Origin of the sequence: Amycolatopsis halotolerans (genome assembly GCF_042647905.1) — a bacterium.
GTDB lineage: Bacteria > Actinomycetota > Actinomycetes > Mycobacteriales > Pseudonocardiaceae > Amycolatopsis > Amycolatopsis halotolerans.
The window spans coordinates 105,232-124,754 of the sequence record NZ_JBHRWI010000029.1; the positions used below are offsets into that span (position 1 = coordinate 105,232).

At 69.9% G+C, this 19,523-nt stretch carries 13 protein-coding genes; 12 read left to right on the forward strand and 1 reads right to left on the reverse strand.

Annotation, left to right across the window (positions count from 1 at the left end):
* The 3 genes from ACFORO_RS25025 to ACFORO_RS25035 all read left to right on the forward strand — a co-directional run.
* Positions 1-779, forward strand: a 779-nt coding sequence (locus ACFORO_RS25025; protein ID WP_377896636.1) for a serine hydrolase domain-containing protein, incomplete at its 5' end; no start/stop codon positions are given.
* 35 nt (positions 780-814) lie between these two features.
* Positions 815-1,165: a hypothetical protein gene (locus tag ACFORO_RS25030; RefSeq protein ID WP_377868151.1), complete on the forward strand. Its 351-nt coding sequence runs from the start codon at positions 815-817 to the stop codon at positions 1,163-1,165.
* 51 nt (positions 1,166-1,216) lie between these two features.
* Complete coding sequence (locus ACFORO_RS25035) at positions 1,217-2,695, forward strand: hypothetical protein (protein ID WP_377868152.1); 1,479 nt, start codon at positions 1,217-1,219, stop codon at positions 2,693-2,695.
* Positions 2,696-2,728: 33 nt separating this feature from the next.
* Here ACFORO_RS25035 and rocD read toward each other — a convergent pair whose 3' ends face one another.
* On the reverse strand, positions 2,729-3,967 hold the full coding sequence (rocD, locus tag ACFORO_RS25040) for an ornithine--oxo-acid transaminase (protein ID WP_377868153.1): 1,239 nt from the start codon (positions 3,965-3,967) through the stop codon (positions 2,729-2,731).
* Positions 3,968-4,151: 184 nt separating this feature from the next.
* Here rocD and ACFORO_RS25045 point away from each other — a divergent pair, with 184 nt between their 5' ends.
* The 9 genes from ACFORO_RS25045 to aspS all read left to right on the forward strand — a co-directional run bounded on the left by ACFORO_RS25045 (position 4,152) and on the right by aspS (position 19,519).
* Positions 4,152-5,006: a PPK2 family polyphosphate kinase gene (locus tag ACFORO_RS25045; protein WP_377868154.1), complete on the forward strand. Its 855-nt coding sequence runs from the start codon at positions 4,152-4,154 to the stop codon at positions 5,004-5,006.
* A gap of 21 nt (positions 5,007-5,027) precedes the next feature.
* Positions 5,028-7,124 (forward strand): S9 family peptidase, encoded by a 2,097-nt coding sequence (locus ACFORO_RS25050; RefSeq protein WP_377868155.1) that lies wholly within the window; start codon positions 5,028-5,030, stop codon positions 7,122-7,124.
* 449 nt (positions 7,125-7,573) lie between these two features.
* Positions 7,574-9,073, forward strand: coding sequence for a pyridoxal phosphate-dependent decarboxylase family protein (locus ACFORO_RS25055; RefSeq protein ID WP_377868156.1), 1,500 nt, complete (start codon positions 7,574-7,576; stop codon positions 9,071-9,073).
* A complete protein-coding gene (locus ACFORO_RS25060; protein ID WP_377868157.1) occupies positions 9,070-10,362 on the forward strand; it encodes a lysine N(6)-hydroxylase/L-ornithine N(5)-oxygenase family protein in 1,293 nt (430 codons plus the stop codon). The genes ACFORO_RS25055 and ACFORO_RS25060 overlap by 4 nt, the downstream gene beginning before the upstream one ends.
* Entirely contained in the window at positions 10,359-12,152 is a 1,794-nt protein-coding gene (locus ACFORO_RS25065) for an IucA/IucC family protein (protein ID WP_377868158.1), read from the forward strand. Before ACFORO_RS25060 ends, ACFORO_RS25065 begins: the two co-directional genes overlap by 4 nt.
* Positions 12,149-13,462: a glutamine synthetase gene (locus tag ACFORO_RS25070; protein ID WP_377868159.1), complete on the forward strand. Its 1,314-nt coding sequence runs from the start codon at positions 12,149-12,151 to the stop codon at positions 13,460-13,462. Before ACFORO_RS25065 ends, ACFORO_RS25070 begins: the two co-directional genes overlap by 4 nt.
* 84 nt (positions 13,463-13,546) lie before the next feature.
* Positions 13,547-14,959, forward strand: coding sequence for a Si-specific NAD(P)(+) transhydrogenase (sthA, locus tag ACFORO_RS25075; protein ID WP_377868160.1), 1,413 nt, complete (start codon positions 13,547-13,549; stop codon positions 14,957-14,959).
* Positions 14,960-15,017: 58 nt separating this feature from the next.
* Complete coding sequence (locus tag ACFORO_RS25080) at positions 15,018-16,970, forward strand: intein-containing Rv2578c family radical SAM protein (protein ID WP_377868161.1); 1,953 nt, start codon at positions 15,018-15,020, stop codon at positions 16,968-16,970.
* 752 nt (positions 16,971-17,722) lie between these two features.
* A complete protein-coding gene (gene aspS / locus ACFORO_RS25085) occupies positions 17,723-19,519 on the forward strand; it encodes an aspartate--tRNA ligase (RefSeq protein WP_377868162.1) in 1,797 nt (598 codons plus the stop codon).
* Positions 19,520-19,523: the final 4 nt, after the last annotated feature.

Genomic DNA, 19,523 nt, shown 5'->3' on the forward strand with positions numbered 1-19,523 from the left:
TCTCAGCTGAGGAGCTTGCGGACGATCGGGTGATTGCTCGAAGGTTGGCTGGGCAGCGGCCGTTCTGGCGGCCGGGATCTGCGTACGGTTACAGCGGATTCGCCGGGTTCTCGATTGTTGCCGAGGTCGTTCGGCGGGTCACCGGGCGGTCGGTGCAGGAGCACTTCGAGGAGAGGGTGCGCGAGCCGTACGGACTCGACTTGTACCTCGGGCTGCCTGAGCGGGAAGAGCACCGGTACCGCGAGGTGCTGGCGGGGGAGGCGAGTGCGGAGGAACTGGCGGCGTTCCAGCCGTACGTTCCGGGACCGCACAGCCTGGGCGGCATCGGCTACGGGCTCGACTCGACGCCGCCGCTCGATCAGGTGGCGTTCGTCAACACTCGCCGGGTGCGGGCGCTGGGCCAGGTTTCCGCTGGTGGGGTCGGCAGCGCGCGCGGGCTGGCCGGGTTGTACGCGGCTGCCGTGTCCGGTTTGGACGGACGGCCGCCGCTGCTCGAACCCGGCACACTCGGCGAGTTCGCCATGCTCCATTCGACCGGCCGCGACCTGGTGACCGGCGACGCGGGCCAGTACGCGCTCGGGTTTCAGGCGAAGGGGCTGCGGTACCCGTTCCTCAGCGCGAATGCGTTCGGGCACAACGGATCCGCCGGTTCCGAGTCCTTCGTGGACCCGCGCACCGGCATCGCTTTCGGGTACACGCGGCGGCAGTTCTCCGCGACCTGGTCCTATCCGGAGCACGACCGGCTGGCCGCGGCGGTCCATGCGGCGGCCAGCCGGTGAAAGCCGGGTAACCGCCCTGATGCGATGCTTGTCCCATGTCGCTGTTCTCGCGCCGTCCGGCTGAAACTCCGTCCGGCCCGTTCCGGTTCCGGATCTCCGAGATCTACCAGATCCCGACGCGCGGAGTCGTGGTCACCGGCACGGTCGTCGACGGCACCGTCCAGGTCGGCGCGAACGCGGTGGTTCAGCTGCCCGGCGGCGCCCGCGAGGTCGTGGTGACGAGGATCGAGACCGCGCGCCGCAAGCGGCAGTCCGCGGAAGCCGGTGCCGAGGCCGGGCTTTATCTGTCCGGCCTCAGCACCGGCGACATCCCCACGGTGCCGGGCGGCGACGGGCAGCAGCAGGACAACACCGGGCTGAGCGGCGTCGAGGTGACGTCGGCCTGAATGGGCACCCCGTCTGGTGGCTTCGCGCGGAGTGCAGTAAACACACCAATTGTGCTCAATTCACCAGAACCGCGGCGGTCTCCGGCGATCCGGCTGATCCGGTTCCTGCGGCTGGTGTACGCGCTGCCGCTCGGGCTCGCGATCGCGGGCATCGTCGGCGGGTTCGTCCTCGGCTACGGCTGGTACCTCGCGGCCGCATCGATCGGTCTCGGGCTCACCATCCTGGTGCTGACGCTCGGCAGCAGCGCCCGCTCGCTGCGCGGGACCGCCTCTCCGCAGGGCATGCGTTTCGTCCAGCAGCACGGCGACCGCGCGCTCGCCAAGATCGAGCACCTGAAAACGACCGGGACGCGGATCAACGACGCCTACGTCACCGAACTGAAGCTCGTCGTCGCGCCGCCGAATGAGACCGCGTATCGGGCGCCCGCCCGGGAGCTGATCCATCCGCTCCGTTCCGTCGCGTATCAGCCGGGCACGGTCGTCGTGGTCAAGCACAGTCCGCGGTATCCCGGTGTCGTCGTGGTGGACGCCGACCCGCCGCGAGAGTGGACTGACCGGCCGTGGCAGGTCGGCGTCATCGGCGCGGACCGGACGCCGGAACCTGAAGCGCGGTTAGGGAATGCTGCCGGACGGCTGGCGATGACAGCAGTGAGCACGCTCGTCATCGCGTCGGCGTTGCTGGTGCCGATCCGCGACGACGTCCTCGGCCAGCTGCTCTCCCCGCCGGACCTGTTCACTGCGGACGATTTGCGTACTGCCGTGGCGAAACTGTCCGCCGAGAGCGAGCGTTTCGAGGACCTGACAGTGGAATCGGACCAGGTGCGCGCCACAATTCCCGGTGCGTATCTCAGCTATCGCGGCGGTACGGTCAAACGCGACTCCAGCAGCACCAGCGCGCGGGAGAAGCAATTCGCCGCGAGCGAGGTCAATTTCGCCGCGATACCCGGCCTCGTCGCGAGGTTCGGGGGAGACCCGGCGGACGCGCGCGTGCGCATCAGCCGCGAGGACGTCGGGATCACGATGACCGTCCGGTCGGGCAAGGACAGCAACCGCGAGCTGGTCGCGGACGCGAAGGGCGTCCCGGCGCTCACCGCGGATGCGTTCACCGAGAACGGTTTCCGGGAGGTCGCCGCACTGCTGACCAAGTCGAGCGGCCGTCCGCAAGCGTACGAAGCGATCATCCGTACCGACCACGTCGAGTTCCAGGTACCCGGCCCTGGCTCGGGCACTTCGGACGACTACGACTGGCATCGCGGACGTCTCGTCGAGCACCGGCCCTCGCCGATCCAGCCGGATCCGGGCGCGCCGCTGTTCGCGTTGTCGGACCTGTCGCCGAAGGCGCTGCCCGCGATTCTCGCGAAGGTGGACGAGCGCATGCCCGGCTTCCCGCGCGACAAGGTTTCGGTGGCGCTGCGGGAGAACGACGGCACGTGGAGCCTCAGCACGTCCGTCCGGGACGAGTACGGCCGCGGCATCGACGTGACCGCCTCGCCGGACGGGTCGACAGTCGCGGTGATGCCCACCCGGTGACCGCCGCCCGGAAAACGGCGGTCACCGGGCAAGTCAGCCGCGCACGACCTGAGCGATCGCGTCGATGCCGCGGTCCAGTTCGGCCTCGGTGATCACCAGCGGCGGCGCGACGCGCAGCGTGCGGTCGTGCGTTTCCTTGCACAGCACGCCCAACCCGGCCAACGCCTCGGATGCCGCGCGCCCGGACGGACCGTCCGGCGCGATGTCGACGCCCGCCCACAGGCCGCGTCCGCGCACCTCCGAAACGCCGTCGCCGACCAGCTTCGCCAGCCGCTCGTGCAGGTGTGCGCCAAGCTCGGTGGACCGCTTCTGGTACTCGCCGGTCTGCAGCATCCGCACCACGGCGCGGCCGACGGCACAAGCCAGCGGGTTGCCGCCGAAGGTCGAGCCGTGTTCGCCCGGCTTCAGCACACCCAGCACGGCACGGCTGCCGACCACTGCGGACACCGGGACGATGCCGCCGCCGAGGGCCTTGCCCAGCGTGCACAGGTCCGCGCGGACGCCTTCGTGCTCCAGCGCCAGCACGGTGCCGGTGCGTGCGAGACCGGACTGGATCTCGTCGGCGATCATCAGCACGTTGTTCTCGTCGCACAGCCGTCGTACTGCGGCGAAGAACCCTTCAGGCGGCACGACGACGCCTGCCTCGCCCTGGATCGGCTCCATCAGCACGGCTGCGGTGCGCGGCGTCATGGCCGCCTTCAACGCTTCAGCGTCGCCGTACGGCACCTGGACGAAGCCCGGCGTGAAAGGCCCGTAGTCGGCGCGCGCGGTTTCGTCGTCGGAGAATGAGACGATGGTGGTGGTGCGGCCGTGGAAGTTCGACGCCGCGACCACGATTTCCGCCGTGCCCGCCGGAACGCCCTTGACCTGGTACGCCCACTTGCGCGCGACCTTCACCGCGGATTCCACGGCCTCGGCCCCGGAGTTCATCGGCAGCACCGTCTCGGTGCCGGTCAGCTCGGCCAGCTCGCGGCAGAACAGGCCGAGCTGGTCGTGGTGGAACGCGCGCGAGGTGAGCGTGACGCGGCCCAGTTGCTCGGTCGCGGCGGCGATCAGCTCGGGGTTGCGGTGGCCGAAGTTGAGCGCGGAGTAGCCGGCCAGGAAGTCCAGATAGGACTTGCCGGCGACGTCGGTCACCGAAGCGCCCTCGGCTTCGGCGATCACGACCGGCAGCGGATGGTAGTTGTGCGTGCTCCATTGCTCGTCGAGCGCGATGAAGCCGTCGGAGGAGGTGGGACGCGCGGTGCCGGCAGGCTGGACGGACGCTGTCATGCGTTCAGGCTAGAGCCCGTTCGCGGGGAGTTCAGCCGGGAAACGTTGCTTTCCCCCGTCGTTCGTTGCGCAATCGAGGGGTCTGCCCGGCGATTCGCTGCGCGGCTCGCTCGACCGGATGACACCCGACCGCACCGGCGGAGAAGTCCCCGGGATCGGCGGCCGGTGCGGTTATCGTCCCGAGATGGCGAAGAAGCAGGAGAACGGAAACCGGGTCCGCGACGTGCTCCGGGCGGGCGACGAGCTGCCGGACCCGGCTTCGTCGCCCGTGGGGCCGGAGAAGAAGGCGAAGGGCGGCAAGAAACTCGAGTCCGCGGGGGAACAGCTCGCCGGGTTGCAGGAAGCGCTGTACGCGGAGGGGATCGGCGGCGGTGCGCGCAGCGTGCTGTTGGTGTTGCAGGGCATGGACACGTCCGGCAAGGGCGGCACCGTCGGCCACGTGCTCGGCCTGGTGAACCCGATGGGCGTGCAGTACGCAGGGTTCAAGAAGCCGACGGCCGCCGAGCGCAAGCACGATTTCCTGTGGCGCATCCGCAAGAAGCTCCCGACGCCGGGCCATCTCGGCGTGTTCGACCGCTCGCACTACGAGGACATCCTGGTGCCGCGAGTCCTCGGACAGCTCCCCGCCGCTGAGCGACGGCAGCGCTACACGCAGATCAACGCGTTCGAGAAGGAGCTGACCGACAGCGGCACCGCCATCGTGAAGGTGTTCCTGCACATCTCGCCGGAGGAACAGCTCAACCGGCTCACCGCGCGGCTGGACCGTCCGGAGAAGCGGTGGAAGTTCGACCCGTCGGACATCGAGGCGCGCCGCCAGTGGCCTGCCTACCAGAAGGCGTACGCCGACGTGTTGAAGCGCACGTCGACCGAGCACGCTCCCTGGTACGTCGTGCCCGCGGACCGCAAGTGGTACCGGAACTGGGCGGTCGCCGAGCTGCTGGTCGAGACGCTGACCGAGATGGACCCGCAGTTCCCGGAGCCGGCCTACGACGTCGACGAGCAGCGGGCCGCGCTGCAGGGTGTTGGCGTGCCCGGCTGATGATCTGAAAGAGTGCTGGTCGTGACCGATTTCGCACTCGACGACGTTCCGTTCCTCCGCCAGCAGGCCCGCACCCAGCGGTTCACTCTCGGCGCGCCCAAGCAGTTCCGGGTCGCCCCGGACGGTTCGCGGGTGCTGTTCCTGCGCAGCGCCACCGGCACCGATCCGCGGCACAGCCTGTGGTCGTTCGACCTCGCGACCGGCGAGGAGACGAAGCTGATCGACGCCGCCGAGCTGGTGTCCGGCGACGAGGACCTGCCGCCGGAGGAGCGGGCGCGCCGCGAACGGGCCCGCGAGACCGGCGGCGGCGTGGTGGCCTTCGGCGTCGACGACGCGTTCACCGTCGTCACCTTCACCCTGTCGGGGAAGCTCTACACGCTCGACCTCGCGAGCGGCGAGACGCGCATCCTGGTCGACGGTTCCGTCATCGACCCGCGGCCGAACCCGACCGGCACGCACGTCGCGTACGTGCGCGAGCGTCGGCTTCGCGTGATCGAGCTGGCGACCGGCGAGGACCGCGTGCTCGTCGGCGAGGACGACGAGGACGTCACCTGGGGCCTCGCGGAGTTCATCGCGGGCGAGGAGATGGACCGCACGCGCGGCTACTGGTGGGCGCCGGACGGGCGCAGCGTGATCGTGGAGCGCGCGGACCGCGGGCCGGTGCCGCGCTGGACGATCGGCGACCCGGCGAACCCGCAGCAGCCGGCGAACGTCGTGGCCTATCCGTCGGCTGGTTCGCCGAACGCCGAGGTGTCGCTGGCCGTGCTGGATCTCGACGGCAACCGCGTCGATGTGGCGCAAGGCGACTGGGAGTACCTGGTCACCGTGCACTGGTCGGCGGGCGGCAAGCCGCTGCTGGCCGTGCAGCCGCGAGACCAGAAGCAGCTCACCGTGCTCGCGCTGGACCCGGCCGACGGCTCGGTCGCCGAGGTGCACACCGAGACCGACGAGCACTGGGTCGAGATCTTCCAGGGCGTGCCCGCGTGGACGGCGGACGGCAAGCTGGTGGTGGAAAGCGCGGCGGACGGCGATCACCGGCTCCTCGTGGACGGCAAGCCGGTCACGCCGCCGGGGATGCAGCTGCGGATGGTGTTGCACGTCGGCGAAGAAATCCTGTTCACCGCTTCGGAAACCGACCCGACGCAGATCCACCTGTACCGCACCGAAGGCGACACGGTGAGTCGTCTGTCCACAACGGACGGTGTACATGTCGGTTCGGGCAGCGCGGCGCTCACGGTGCTTTCCTCGTGGAGTCTCGACCACAGCGGACCGAAGGTGACCGTGCTGCGGGACGGCATCGAGGTGGGTTCGATCGAGTCGTCCACTGTGGACCCGGAGATCGTGCCGAACCTGACCTGGCTGACGCTCGGCGAGCGCCAGCTGCGCGGAGCTCTGGTGTTGCCGCGCGGATACGAGCCGGACGAGGGCAAGCTCCCGGTGCTGCTCGACCCGTACGGCGGACCGCACGCGCAGCGGGTTCTCCAGAGCCGCAACGCTTTCCTGACCCCGCAGTGGCTCGCCGACCAGGGCTTCGCCGTACTGGTCGTGGACGGTCGCGGGTCGCCCGGCCGCGGACCGGCGTGGGAGAAGGAGATCGCCGGCAAGCTCGCCGACGTCACGCTGGCCGACCAGGTCGACGCCCTGCACGCGGCCGCCGAGACGTACCCCGAGCTGGACCTGGAGCGGGTCGCGATCCGCGGCTGGTCCTACGGCGGCTACCTGTCCGCGCTCGCCGTGCTGCGGCGCCCGGACGTGTTCCACGCGGCGGTCGCGGGCGCGCCGGTCACCGACTGGTCGCTGTACGACACCCACTACACCGAGCGCTACCTCGGAAAGCCGGACGACGAACCGGAAAGCTACGAGCACAACTCGCTCATCGCGGGCGCCGGTTCGCTTGAGCGGGCGCTGCTGATCGTGCACGGTTTGGCTGACGACAATGTTTTTCCGGCGCATGCGCTTCGGCTCTCGTCGGCTCTGTTGGCGAAGGGGCGTGCGCACGGATTCTTGCCGCTCGCTGGTGCGACGCACATGACTCCGCAGGCTGAGGAGGTTGCGGAGAACCTGATGCGTACGCAGGTTGAGTGGATTCATAGGGCTTTGATGACACCGGCTTCGTAGTCGCGTGCGGGAACTGTGTTTAATGGCGCCGGCTTCGCCGTCGCGGCGGGATCGCCTTTAAGTCGGCGTGTCGAGGAGCAGCGCGCCCGGCCCGGGGGGCCGTGCACGCTGCTCCTCGACACGCCGACGCGATCCCGCGTTTCGGTCCAGTTGGAATCGCTCTTGACTCAAGTCGGCGGTTGTTTCGGGCTGGTCTGAAGCGCTGAAATCTTAGGTAGCGGCCGGTGCTCCTTCGCGGGGGCGCTGGCCGTTTTTGTGCGGTGAATGGGGGCTGGGCGGGCCCTGGTGTGCTGCGGCGTTCGGGGGGAAGCGGGGTCCTCGAATGGGCGACGCGTGGGGGCGGTTTGCCCAGCATGCTGGGCACGGGGGCGGCCCCGGTCGCGGGACGTCGGTGGGTGTCCGTATTGTTGCGCAGGGTAAGGCAAGGTTACCCTAAGAAAGGCGGTTCCATGGCGGATGCGCCCTCAGTGCCGGCGGCCTCCGGGCCCGGGTCCGGCGTCGCTTCGGCGGAGTGGCTCGCCGGGGGGTCCGGCGGCGCGGACCGGTTGGCCCGACTGCTTCCCGCGGCGTTGCGCGGGATGGCGGCGGGCACGGCGGAACGCGGCGGGCCGGTCCCGGCCGGTGGCCCGGCCGCGGTGGCGGCGACGCTCGCCCGTGGTCAATCCTCTGGGCTCGCGCGTCATGGAGTGGGGGCCGAACAAGCGCTGGAAGAGCTTTCCGCCCTGCTGGCCGCCGGATCCGCCGACCCCGCCGACCCGGCGTGCGCCGCGCACCTGCACTGCCCGCCGCTGGCGGTTTCCGTCGCCGCTGACGTCGTCGCCTCCGCGCTGAACCCGTCCATGGACTCCTGGGACCAGGCCCCGGTCGCCAGCGAGATCGAGCGCGAGTTCACCACCGGCCTCGCCCGGCTCTGCTACCCGGACGCCGCCCGCCCGGACGCCGTCGTCACCTCCGGCGGCACCGAATCCAACCTCCTCGGTCTCCTGCTCGCTCGCGAATCCGGTGTCACGCGACCGGTTTGCGGCGCTAATTCGCACCACAGCGTCGCCCGCGCGGCGTGGCTGCTGGGACTGCCCGCGCCGGTTGTGGTGCCGTGCGTGGACGACCGGATGGTCCCGTCCGCGCTGGCCGAGGCGTTGGCACCGCTCGGTGCGCAGGCCGTGGTCGTCGCGACCGCTGGCACCACGAACACCGGGCGGATCGACCCGTTGCCGGAGATCGCCGAGATCTGCCGCCGGACTGGAGCGCGGCTGCACGTCGACGCGGCGTACGGCGGTCTTGCGCTCTGCAGCGAAACCCTTCGCTCCCGCGTCGCAGGTCTGGAGCTGGCCGATTCGGTCGCGCTTGACCTGCACAAATTCGGCTGGCAACCGGTCGCGGCCGGGGTGTTCTGCGCGCGCGGGGAGGCTGATCTGCAGGCGCTTACCGTCCGCGCCGAATACCTCAACGCCGACGACGACACTGAAGCCGGACTGCCCGATTTGCTCGGTCGTTCGCTGCGCACGTCCCGGCGTCCGGACGCGTTCCGGATGGCGGTCACGCTGCGCGCGCTCGGCACGTCCGGGATCGGTGCGCTCGTGGAACGCTGCTGTGCCAACGCTTCCGGAGTGCACGCGATGGTCGAGGGCCATCCGGCGTTGCGGTCGTGGGGTGCGCCTGAACTGTCCACAGTGGTCTTCCGCCCGGTGGTGGCGGACGAATTGCCTGGGTTGACCGGGGACGACTTGGTCGCGCAGGTGCGCCGGACGTTGCTGGAAGACGGCATCGCGGTGATCGGTCGTGGCGCGTTGCCGACTGGTCCGGACGGTGCTTCGCAGCTGTGGCTCAAGCTCACTCTCCTGCATCCGCACACCGAACCGGCCGACTACCGGGCGCTGCTCGACGCTGTGGCCACCGTCGCTGCGGACCCGCGCATGAACGTCTCGCGGGAAAGCCCGGTCGCGTCGTGAGGCGCTACGACGTCGCCGGGGTCGGGATCGGGCCGTTCAACCTGTCGCTGGCCGCGCTGGCGGATCCGCTCGACCAGCTGGAGGTCGTGCTGTTCGACGCGCGCCCCGAGTTCCGCTGGCACCCCGGGCTGCTCCTGGACGGCGCGACGCTGCAGGTGCCGTTCCTCGCCGATCTGGTGACGCTCGTCGACCCGACCAGTCGCCATTCCTTCCTCAACTACCTGCGGGAACGCGGCCGGTTGCTGCCGTTCTACTTCGCCGAGCGGTTCCATCTGCCGCGCGCCGAGTACGACGATTACGCGCGCTGGACGGCGTCCCGGCTGCCGTCGTGCCGGTTCGGGCACGAGGTCACCGGGCTGCGCTGGATCGACAGCGAAGAGGCGTTCGAGCTGACCGTCTCTGGGGCGGATCCGGTGTTGGCGGCGGCCGTCGTGCTCGGCGTCGGAACGCAGCCGAGCGTGCCAGAACCGTTGCAGCCCTTGGTATCCGCGCCGGATGTCCTTGCTGCGCATTCCGCTGACTACCTCACGCGCCGGTCTGAGCTGATCGCCGCGGATTCGGTGACGGTCGTCGGTTCGGGGCAATCAGGAGCGGAGGTGTTTCTCGATCTGCTGCGCTCGCGGTCCACTATGGACGGTCTGCGCTGGCTCGCGCGCACGACTGCCTTCGCGCCGATGGAGTACTCGAAGCTCGGCCTGGAGCAGTTCACCCCGGACTACACGGCGTACTTCCACGGCCTTCCCGAAGCGGCCCGCGACAAGCTTCTTCCGACACAATGGCAGCTGTACCAAGGGATCGACGCCGAGACGATGGCGGAGATCCACGACGAGCTGTACCGGCGGAGCATCGGCGGCGGCTGGCCGGGCGCGGTGCTGACGCCGGGCGTCGAGGTGGTGTCCGCGAGCGTCGGCGACGGGATCGAGCTAGGGCTGCGGCATGCCCAGCAAGGGACGACCGCTGTGCATCGGACGGCCGCTGTGGTAGCTGCCACCGGCTACGCGGAAACACCGACCGGGCCGCTACTGCAGGGGCTAGGCGAAGCGGTTCGCCGCGACGCGCAAGGACGGCTCGTGATCGGTGCCGACTATCGCGTCGAACTCGACGTGCCGGGACCGTTGTTCGTGCAGAACGCGGAACGGCACACGCACGGCCCCGGCGCGCCGGATCTCGGGCTCGGCGCGTGGCGAGCCGCGGCGATTCTCAACGCGATATGCGGAAAACCGGTGTACGACCTGCCCGAACGGACGGCGTTCACCACGTTCGGCCTCGACCAGACGGAGGACCAGTGACCCTGACCGACGACGCCGCTTGGCGGGCCGCGGGCTCGCTCGTCACGCATAAGATGCTCGGCGAGCTGTCTTACGAAGCGATGCTGGTGCCGGTGCCCGGCGAACCGACGCGGGTCGGGCATCGCAGCTGGCAGCTCGACCTGCCCGGCGATGTTTCGTACCGCTTCGAGGCACGCCGAGGCGCGTTCGAATCGTGGACAGTGTTGCCCGGCAGCGCAATCCGGGTCGCTCGCGGTGCGGAAGCCCCGGCGGACGACCCGCGCACGTTGATCGTCGACGCGCGGGAACGGCTCGGGCTCACCGGCCTCCGGCTTGCTGACGTCCTCGCCGAGCTGACCTCGACGGTCGCCAACGAGGCGACCCGGCTGCTCCGCGCACCGACCGCCGCCGCACTGTCCACGATGGACTACAACCTCGCCGACGGCCACCTCACCGGTCACCCCCGGCTGGTGCTCAACAAGGGCCGCGTCGGCTTCTCCGCCCGCGACCGCGCGCGTTACGCGCCGGAGTCCGGTGCCGACATCCGGTTGCGTTGGTACGCCGTGCATCGCGATCTGGCGCAGTTCCGCAGCGTCGCCGGACTCGACGCGGAAACCTTGCTGCGCGAGGAGTTGGACGAGTCGACCCGCACCGAGTTCACCGCCCGCACGGCGCGTCTCGGCGCTCCCGCCGACTACGTCTGGGTGCCGGTGCATCCTTGGCAGGCCGACGAAATCATCGGCACGCTTTACGCGGCCGAGCTGGCGACCGGCCGGATGGCCGAGCTGGGGGAGAGCGGCGACGTCTACCGTCCACATCAGACCGTGCGGACCTTGGCCAACCGTTCGCGGCCCGACCGCCGTGACGTGAAAACCGCGGTGTCCGTACGAAATACGCTCGTCTACCGCGGCCTGAACTCCGCCGCGACGCTCGCGGGGCCGTCGGTCACCGAATGGCTGCGCGGGATCGACGCGGCCGATCCGCTGCTGTCCGAGAAGTACCGCTTCGAATTGCTCGGCGAGGTGGCAAGCGTTTCGGTGCAGCACCCGCTGTTCGGGTCGCTGGAGGAGCTGCCGTACCGGTTCCACGAGACGCTCGGTGCGCTGTGGCGGGAGCCGCTCGTCGCCCGGCTCGACGAGGGGGAGCAGGCGATCTCCTTCGCCGCGCTGCCGTACCGCGATGCCGCCGGCGAGACCGTGCTGACCAGGCTGATCACGCAGTCCGGCGACGGTGCGGCGGTGTGGCTGTCGCGGCTGTTCGACCTGCTGCTCACGCCGTTGCTGCACTGGCTGCTCCAGTACGGCGTCGGATTCTGCCCGCACGGCCAGAATCTCGTGCTGGTGGTGGACACGGACGGCCGCCCGCTGCGGGTCGCGATCAAGGACTTCGCGCAGGGTGTCGACCTGCTGGACGAGGAACTTCCCTGCTACGCGGACCTTCCCCCGGACGCCGATGCCGACATGCTGCGCTGGCCCGCGCATCTGCTCGCCCAATCGTTGTTCAGCTCGGTTTTCTCCGGCCAGCTGCGGTTTTGGGCGGAGCTGCTGCTGGACGATCTCGGGCTGGCTCGGGGCGACTTCTGGGCGTTGGTACGGGAGGTAGTCGGCCGCTATCGCGACGAAAACCCTGAGGTAGCCGAGCGATTCGACGCCTGCCGGCTGTTCGCGCCGGACGTCGAGCGCGTCACGCTCAACCGTGAGCACCTCGCCGGACAGGGTTTCGACAAGGTCGAGCGCGACGACGAGTTCGACGTCCGCTGGGGTCGCGTGCCGAACCCGTTGCACGCGCCCGATCCGGACGGTGCCTGGTGAGCCCGTTCGACCGTCCGGTCGGGTCGAGGTCGCTGGCCGTGCGCGCCGAAGCGGGCTCGGCGGCGGCTGAGGTGCTGCGTCGAGTGCTTGCCGAGGACGGCGCTCGGCTGGTGCTGCTGGTGCCCGATCCGCACGCGCGGTTCGCGGCGGTCGAGCTGGCCGCGCCGTTCGCCGCCGAGGTGCTGGACAGCGGATACGGCGTGTGCAGTTACATCTTCGCCTGGACGCCGGAGCGCGAGCCGCTGCCGGAGATCGGCCCGCTGAAGCCGTATCTCGGCGGGTTCGGCGACCTGCGTGTGCGGCTCGACGCGGCGACGGCGTTCCCGCTCGGCGATCAGACGTGGGCGGTGGTCGGGGACGCGGACTTCCCGTCCGGAGAACCGGCTGGGCTCGCGCTGCGGACGGTGTTGCGGAGGCAGCTGGCGAGGCTGGAGGAGCACGGGCTGGTTCCGTCGATCGGGATCGAGCACGAGGTGGTTTTCCGGGACCTGGAAGGGGATCCGCTCACCGCGCATGGCGTGGACTACGCCGTCGGCGGCACCGAACGCCTCGCGCCGCTGCTGGCTGATCTGCGTTCCGCGACGGCCGGTCTGGGCGTGGAATCGGCGCGGGCGGAGTGTCATCCGGGGCAGTACGAGGTCGTCCTGCGGCATCGGGACGCGCTCGCGGCCTGCGATGACGCGTTGCTGCTGCAGATGGCGACCCGGCGGGTGGCCGCCGAGCACGGTGCGCAAGCCGACTATCTGGCTGCGCCGGAAGCGGGCCAGGGGAACTCCTGTCACGTCCATCTGTCACTGTCCACTTCAGCCGGGCCAGTCGGGTTTCCCTTCGCGCTGGGAGCATTTCTGGCCGGAGTGCTCCGGGACGCGCGAGCGTTGTCCGCGGTGTGGGCTCCGACCTGGAACAGCTACGTCCGGCTCCGCACCGCTCCGTTCTCGCCGCGCGAACTGCGCTGGGGACTGGATGACCGGACAGCGTCGATCCGGCTGTGCGGGACGTCATCCGCGCCGCGGCTGGAGTTCCGCTTCGCGGGAGCGGACGCCCAGCCACACCTCGTCGTCGCCGCGCTGATCGCCGCGGGTACGGCTGGTCTGGCCGAACAGCTGTCGCCGCCTGATGCGGGTGTCCTGAGCGGACAGCTGGCGTCGTCGCCGTGGGACGCCCTGGCGTTGCTGGAGGAGGGGCGGGCCGCCGAGTTGCTGGGGGAGGACGTCGCCGCGCAACAGGCCGCTTTGCTGCGCGAGGAACTCGACGCCGCGCTCGGGTCGGTCGCCGATCTGCACCGCCGCCGGGGCGCCTTGCGGTCCTGACCAGCCGAATTGTTGCTGACGAGCCGGTGACGACCCGGTCGTGAGGACTTGCGCGGACCGCCGCGAGTGCGCAGGCTCGGGGCCGTGAGCGAATACGAGTACGACCTCATCGTCATCGGCTCGGGCCCGGGAGGGCAGAAAGCCGCCATCGCGGCGGCGAAACTGGGGAAGAAAGTCGCCGTCGTCGACCGGCACGACATGGTCGGCGGCGTGTGCGTCAACACGGGCACCATCCCGTCCAAGACGCTGCGCGAAGCCGTGCTGTACCTGACCGGGATGAACCAGCGCGAGCTGTACGGCGCGAGCTACCGGGTGAAACAGGACATCACCATCGCGGACCTGATGGCGCGCACGCAGCACGTCATCGGGCGGGAGGTCCAGGTGGTGCGCGCGCAGCTGCTGCGCAACCACGTCGATCTCATCGGCGGCATCGGCTCGTTCGCCGATCCGCACACCGTCCTGGTCGACGGCAAGCACCGCGGCGACCGGCGCACGATCACCGGCGACTACGTCGTCATCGCGACCGGCACCCGTCCCGCGCGCCCGGACCACGTCGACTTCGACGCCGCGCGCGTGCTCGACTCGGACGAGGTCCTGGCGATGGAGACGATCCCGTCGTCGCTGGTCGTGGTGGGCGCCGGGGTGATCGGGATCGAGTACGCGTCGATGTTCGCCGCGCTCGGCTCGCGGGTGACCGTGGTCGAGCAGCGCGACCAGATGCTCGACTTCTGCGATCCGGAGATCGTGGAATCGCTGAAGTTCCAGCTGCGCGACCTCGGCGTCACGTTCCGGTTCGGGGAGAAGGTCGCGAACGTCGCGGTCTCCGACGACGCCACGGTGACGACGCTGGTCAGCGGCAAGCGGATCCCGGCGGACGCGGTGATGTACTCGGCCGGGCGGCAGGGCATGACCGGCGCGCTGACGCTGGAGAACGCGGGCCTCAGCGCGGACAAGCGCGGCAGGCTGGAGGTCGACGAGCACTACCGGACGTCGGTCGAGCACGTGTACGCGGTCGGCGACGTGATCGGATTCCCGGCTTTGGCGGCGACCTCGATGGATCAGGGCCGTCTTGCCGCGTACCACGCGTTCGGCGAACCGGCGAACGACATCGGCGCGTTGCAGCCGATCGGGATCTACACGATCCCGGAGATCTCGTACGTGGGTGCGACCGAGGCACAGCTGACGTCGTCCTCGGTGCCGTACGAGGTCGGTATCGCGCGCTACCGGGAGCTCGCTCGCGGCCAGATTTCCGGGGACAGCTATGGGATGTTGAAGCTGCTCGTGTCGACGGCGGACCGGAAATTGCTGGGAGTGCACGTATTCGGCACCGGCGCGACTGATCTCGTGCACATCGGACAGGCGGTGATGGGCTGCGGCGGGACGGTGGATTACCTGGTGGACGCGGTGTTCAACTACCCGACGCTGTCCGAGGCGTACAAGGTGGCGGCGCTCGACGCGACGAACAAGATCCGTGCCTTGGAGCGGTTCTCCGGCTGAGCTTCCGCCTCGCTCGTTCGAGGGGTGTTCGAACATATGTTTGACACGGCTTTAGAACATGTGTTCGACTGTTGGGGTGCGTTGGGAACAGTTGCGAGCGGGGAAGGAGGAGCCGGCACTCCCCGGTCTCAGTGCCTTCGGGGATGTGGTGCGCTCGGTGCGGGCGCCGGAGTTCGGCGGCGTCACCTTTCACGAGGTGCGCGCCCGGTCCGTGCTGAACCGGGTGCCCGAGTCGTCCGCCGTGCCGTTCCGGTGGTCGGTCAATCCGTATCGCGGGTGTTCGCACGCGTGCACGTACTGCCTCGAAGGCGACACGCCGGTTTTGATGGCCGACGGCCGCTCGAAGCCGATCGCCGACCTGCGCGTGGGCGACCGGATCATGGGCACGCGCGGCCACGGCGTCGCGCGCAGGCTCGTGCCCACCGAGGTGCTCGCGCACTGGACCACAGTGCGCCCGGCGTACCGCGTCACGCTCGACGACGGCACGCGGATCGTCGCCGGACCGGACCACCGGTTCCTCAGCGCGCGCGGCTGGAAGTACGTCACCGGCAGCAAACTCGGCACCGCGCAACGGCCGCACCTGGAACCCGGCACGGAACTGGTCGGTGCCGGCCGGTTCGCCCGCACGCTGGACGACACACTCGGCTACCGCGCCGGTTACCTGTGCGGAATGCTCCGCTCAGGCGGTTTCGCGGCGGAATCGGACGCCGCCACGCGAGCGCTGGCGTACCTGCCCGATTTCGGCTCGTCAGTGGGCTTCATGCGAATCCCGCGAGAGCCGGACGCCCACTGGGCGCGCGGATTCCTGGCCGGACTGTTCGATCTCGCGGGCGGCTACCGGCGCGGCACGCTTTCCATCGCGCACGACGAGAACGAAGTCGTGGACATGCTGTTCGCCGCGCTGGACCGTTTTTCGTTCAGCTACGACACCGTCGGCCACCGTCAGCATCCCGGCCGCCGCCAAGCGCGGCTCACCGGCGGCACCGGCGAGGTGCTGCGATTCCTGCACCTGGTCGACCCAGCGGTTGAATGGAAACGCTCCCTGGACGGCACCGTCATCGGCGGCGTCCGGCGCACGGTCACGAGCGTCTCGCCGCTGGGGCTGGAGCTGCCGCTGTTCGACATCACCACGGGCACCAGCGATTTCATCGCCGACGGGATGGTGTCGCACAACTGCTTCGCCCGGAACACCCACACCTACCTGGACTTCGACGCCGGCCGGGATTTCGATACGCAAGTCGTGGTCAAGATCAACGCCCCGGAAGTGCTGACCGCGCAGCTGAAACGCCCGAGCTGGCAACGAGAACCGGTCGCGATGGGCACGAACACCGACCCGTACCAACGCGTCGAAGGCCGGTATCGGTTGATGCCCGGGATCATCCGCGCACTCGCCGACTCCGGCACGCCGCTGTCGATCCTCACCAAGGGCACCATGCTGAGCCGAGACCTGCCTCTGCTGGAGTCGGTGAGCAAGGACGTCCCAGTCCACCTGGCAGTGTCACTAGCCCTGCTGGACGGCGACCTGCAACGTCGTCTCGAACCCGGCACCCCGACCCCGCGCGCCCGCCTGGACCTAATCCGCAAGGCTGCGGCGGCCGGGCTGCCGTGCTCAGTAATGGTCGCGCCGGTGCTGCCGTACCTGACGGATTCCCCCGAGGCTCTAGACCCGCTTTTCGCCCAACTGGCCGAGGCTGGGGCGACCAGAGTGACGGTGCTGCCGCTGCACCTGCGACCAGGCGCCCGGGAGTGGTTCGCGGAGTGGCTGAAACGGGAGTACCCCGAGCTGGCCCCGCGATACCGCCGCCTGTACGCCCGAGGAAGCTACGCCGACCGCGGCTACCGGGAACGCCTGGCCACGGTGGTCGGCCCCTTGCTGCGGCGGCATGGGTTGGATCCGCGGGCACCTCGGGCGCATTCGGAGACCAGGACGGAAGCGGCTCCGCCGGAGGAGACCGAGACTGCGGTACCGGAGCAGCGAGCGGGGGAGGCTGAGCAGTTGCGGCTCTTGTGACTTGCTGGACTGGCGGCTCGAGTCTGCCCAGCCTGGGCCGCTCGAGGCAGTGCGGACTGCGCCGGAAGCCGGAAGCCGTGCGAATGCCGTTCGGGGCGACCGCGGCTTGGGGCGGCGAGTCTGCCCGCGGCACGGGACGCGGGCAACCCGGATTCCGCACTGCGATCCATGCAATGAGACAGGCTGACCGAACCTGCCACCACCTCAGCTCCGGGGCGTTCGCACCGCCCCTGAACCAGCCGCCGCGCCTGCCCGGCGGCCCGAGCTAACTCGCGTCACCACTCGCACCCGCCCGCCACTTCGGCCCGACTTCTGCCGCCCGCCGGAGCCACTTCGCCTGCCCGGTCTGCCGCTTGAACCAGTCGCTGTCCCAGCCGTGCGGTCCGAGCTAACTCGCGTCACCACCCGCGCCCACCCGTCACTTCGGCCCGACTTCTGCCGCTCGCCCGAGCCACTTCGCCTGCCCGGTCTGCCGCTTGAACCAGTCGCTGTCCCAGCCGTGCGGTCCGAGCCAGCCCACGTCACCACGCGCCACTCGAGCCCCACCACACCCACCAGCCCGAGCCCGCCCACCACCCGACCCGCCGCCCCTCACCACCCCAACCCCACCCGCCCCACCACCCCGACCCAAACCTGCCCGCGCCCCCCAGCACCGGGTTCGTTAGCCTCTGTATCCGGCGAAATGCGTGCTCGGCCAAACAACCGAACACGCCGCCGCACCCGAACTCGTGGACCTAGGGAGAGCAGTCGCAGTGCTCCGCACTCATCAAGCCGGCACTCTGCGTGCCGGGCAGGCCGGTCAGACCGTCACCCTCACCGGCTGGGTGGCGCGGCGGCGCGATCACGGCGGAGTCATCTTCATCGATCTCCGGGACGCCAGCGGCGTCGCGCAGGTGGTGTTCCGCGAGGGCGAGATGGCCGAGCGAGCGCACGCGCTGCGCTCCGAGTTCTGCGTGAAGGTCGTCGGCGAGGTGTCGCGGCGGCCCGAGGGCAACGCGAACCCCGACATTCCGACCGGCGACATCGAGGTGCTCGCCACCGAGCTCGTCGTGCTGTCCGAGGCCGCTCCGCTGCCGTTCCCGATCGACGACCGGGTCGACGTCGGCGAGGAGGTCCGGCTCAAGTACCGCTACCTCGACCTGCGCCGCAGCGGTCCGGCGGCCGCCATCCGGCTGCGCAGCGAGGTCAGCCGCGTCGCGCGCGAGGTGCTGCACGGGCAGGACTTCGTCGAGATCGAGACGCCGACGATGACCCGCTCCACCCCGGAAGGCGCCCGCGACTTCCTCGTGCCCGCGCGCCTCAAGCCCGGCTCCTGGTACGCGCTCCCGCAGTCGCCGCAGCTGTTCAAGCAGCTGCTCATGGTCGGCGGCATGGAACGCTACTTCCAGATCGCCCGCTGCTACCGCGACGAGGACTTCCGCGCCGACCGGCAGCCCGAGTTCACCCAGCTCGACATCGAGATGAGCTTCGTCGAGCAGGACGACGTCATCGCGGTCGGCGAGGCCATCGTGAAGTCGCTCTGGAAGCTGATCGGCCACGAGATCGCCACCCCGATCCCGCGGATCACCTACCGCGAGTCGATGGCCAAGTACGGCTCCGACAAGCCGGACCTGCGCTTCGACCTCGAGATCACCGAACTCACCGACTTCTTCGCCGACACGCCGTTCCGCGTGTTCCAGGCCCCCTACGTGGGCGCGGTCGTCATGGCGGGCGGGGCCTCGCAGCCGCGCCGTCAGCTCGACGCCTGGCAGGAGTGGGCGAAGCAGCGCGGCGCGAAGGGCCTGGCGTACGTCCTGGTCAACGAGGACGGCACGCTCGGCGGCCCGGTCGCGAAGAACCTTTCCGAGACCGAGCGCGCGAACGTCGCGGAAGCCGCCGGCGCGAAGCCCGGCGACTGCGTCTTCTTCGCCGCGGGCAAGATTTCCGCCGCGCAGCCGCTGCTCGGCGCCGCGCGCGACGAGATCGGCCGCAAGCTCGGCCTGATCGACGAGGACGCCTGGTCGTTCGTGTGGGTCGTGGACGCGCCGCTGTTCGCGCCGGTCGAGGACATCGGCGACGACGTCGCGGTCGGCTCCGGCAAGTGGACCGCCGTGCACCACGCGTTCACCTCGCCGACCCCGGAGTGGATCGACAAGTTCGAGCAGGACCCGGGCAACGCGCTCGCCTACGCCTACGACCTCGTCTGCAACGGCAACGAGATCGGCGGCGGCTCGATCCGTATCCACCGCGAGGACGTCCAGAAGCGCGTGTTCGCGCTGATGGGCCTCGGCGAGGAGGAAGCGCAGGAGAAGTTCGGCTTCCTGCTCGAAGCGTTCCAGTTCGGCGCGCCCCCGCACGGCGGCATCGCGTTCGGCTGGGACCGCATCGTGATGCTGCTGGCCAAGGCCGACTCGCTGCGCGACGTGATCGCGTTCCCGAAGACCGGCGGCGGCTACGACCCGCTCACCGCGGCGCCCGCGCCGATCACCGCGCAGCAGCGCAAGGAAGCCGGGATCGACGCGAAACCGGTTGTCCCGCAGAACAAATCGGCTGCCGCACAGGAGAAGTAGTGGC

What these genes read in the sequence shown, in the direction of transcription:
- ACFORO_RS25030 (WP_377868151.1), top strand. Translation starts at nt 815, where the DNA reads ATGTCGCTGTTCTCGCGCCGTCCGGCTGAAACTCCGTCCGGCCCGTTC.
- rocD (WP_377868153.1), bottom strand. Translation starts at nt 3,967, where the DNA reads ATGACAGCGTCCGTCCAGCCTGCCGGCACCGCGCGTCCCACCTCCTCC.
- ACFORO_RS25045 (WP_377868154.1), top strand. Translation starts at nt 4,152, where the DNA reads ATGGCGAAGAAGCAGGAGAACGGAAACCGGGTCCGCGACGTGCTCCGG.
- ACFORO_RS25055 (WP_377868156.1), top strand. Translation starts at nt 7,574, where the DNA reads ATGGCGGATGCGCCCTCAGTGCCGGCGGCCTCCGGGCCCGGGTCCGGC.
- ACFORO_RS25080 (WP_377868161.1), top strand. Translation starts at nt 15,018, where the DNA reads ATGTGTTCGACTGTTGGGGTGCGTTGGGAACAGTTGCGAGCGGGGAAG.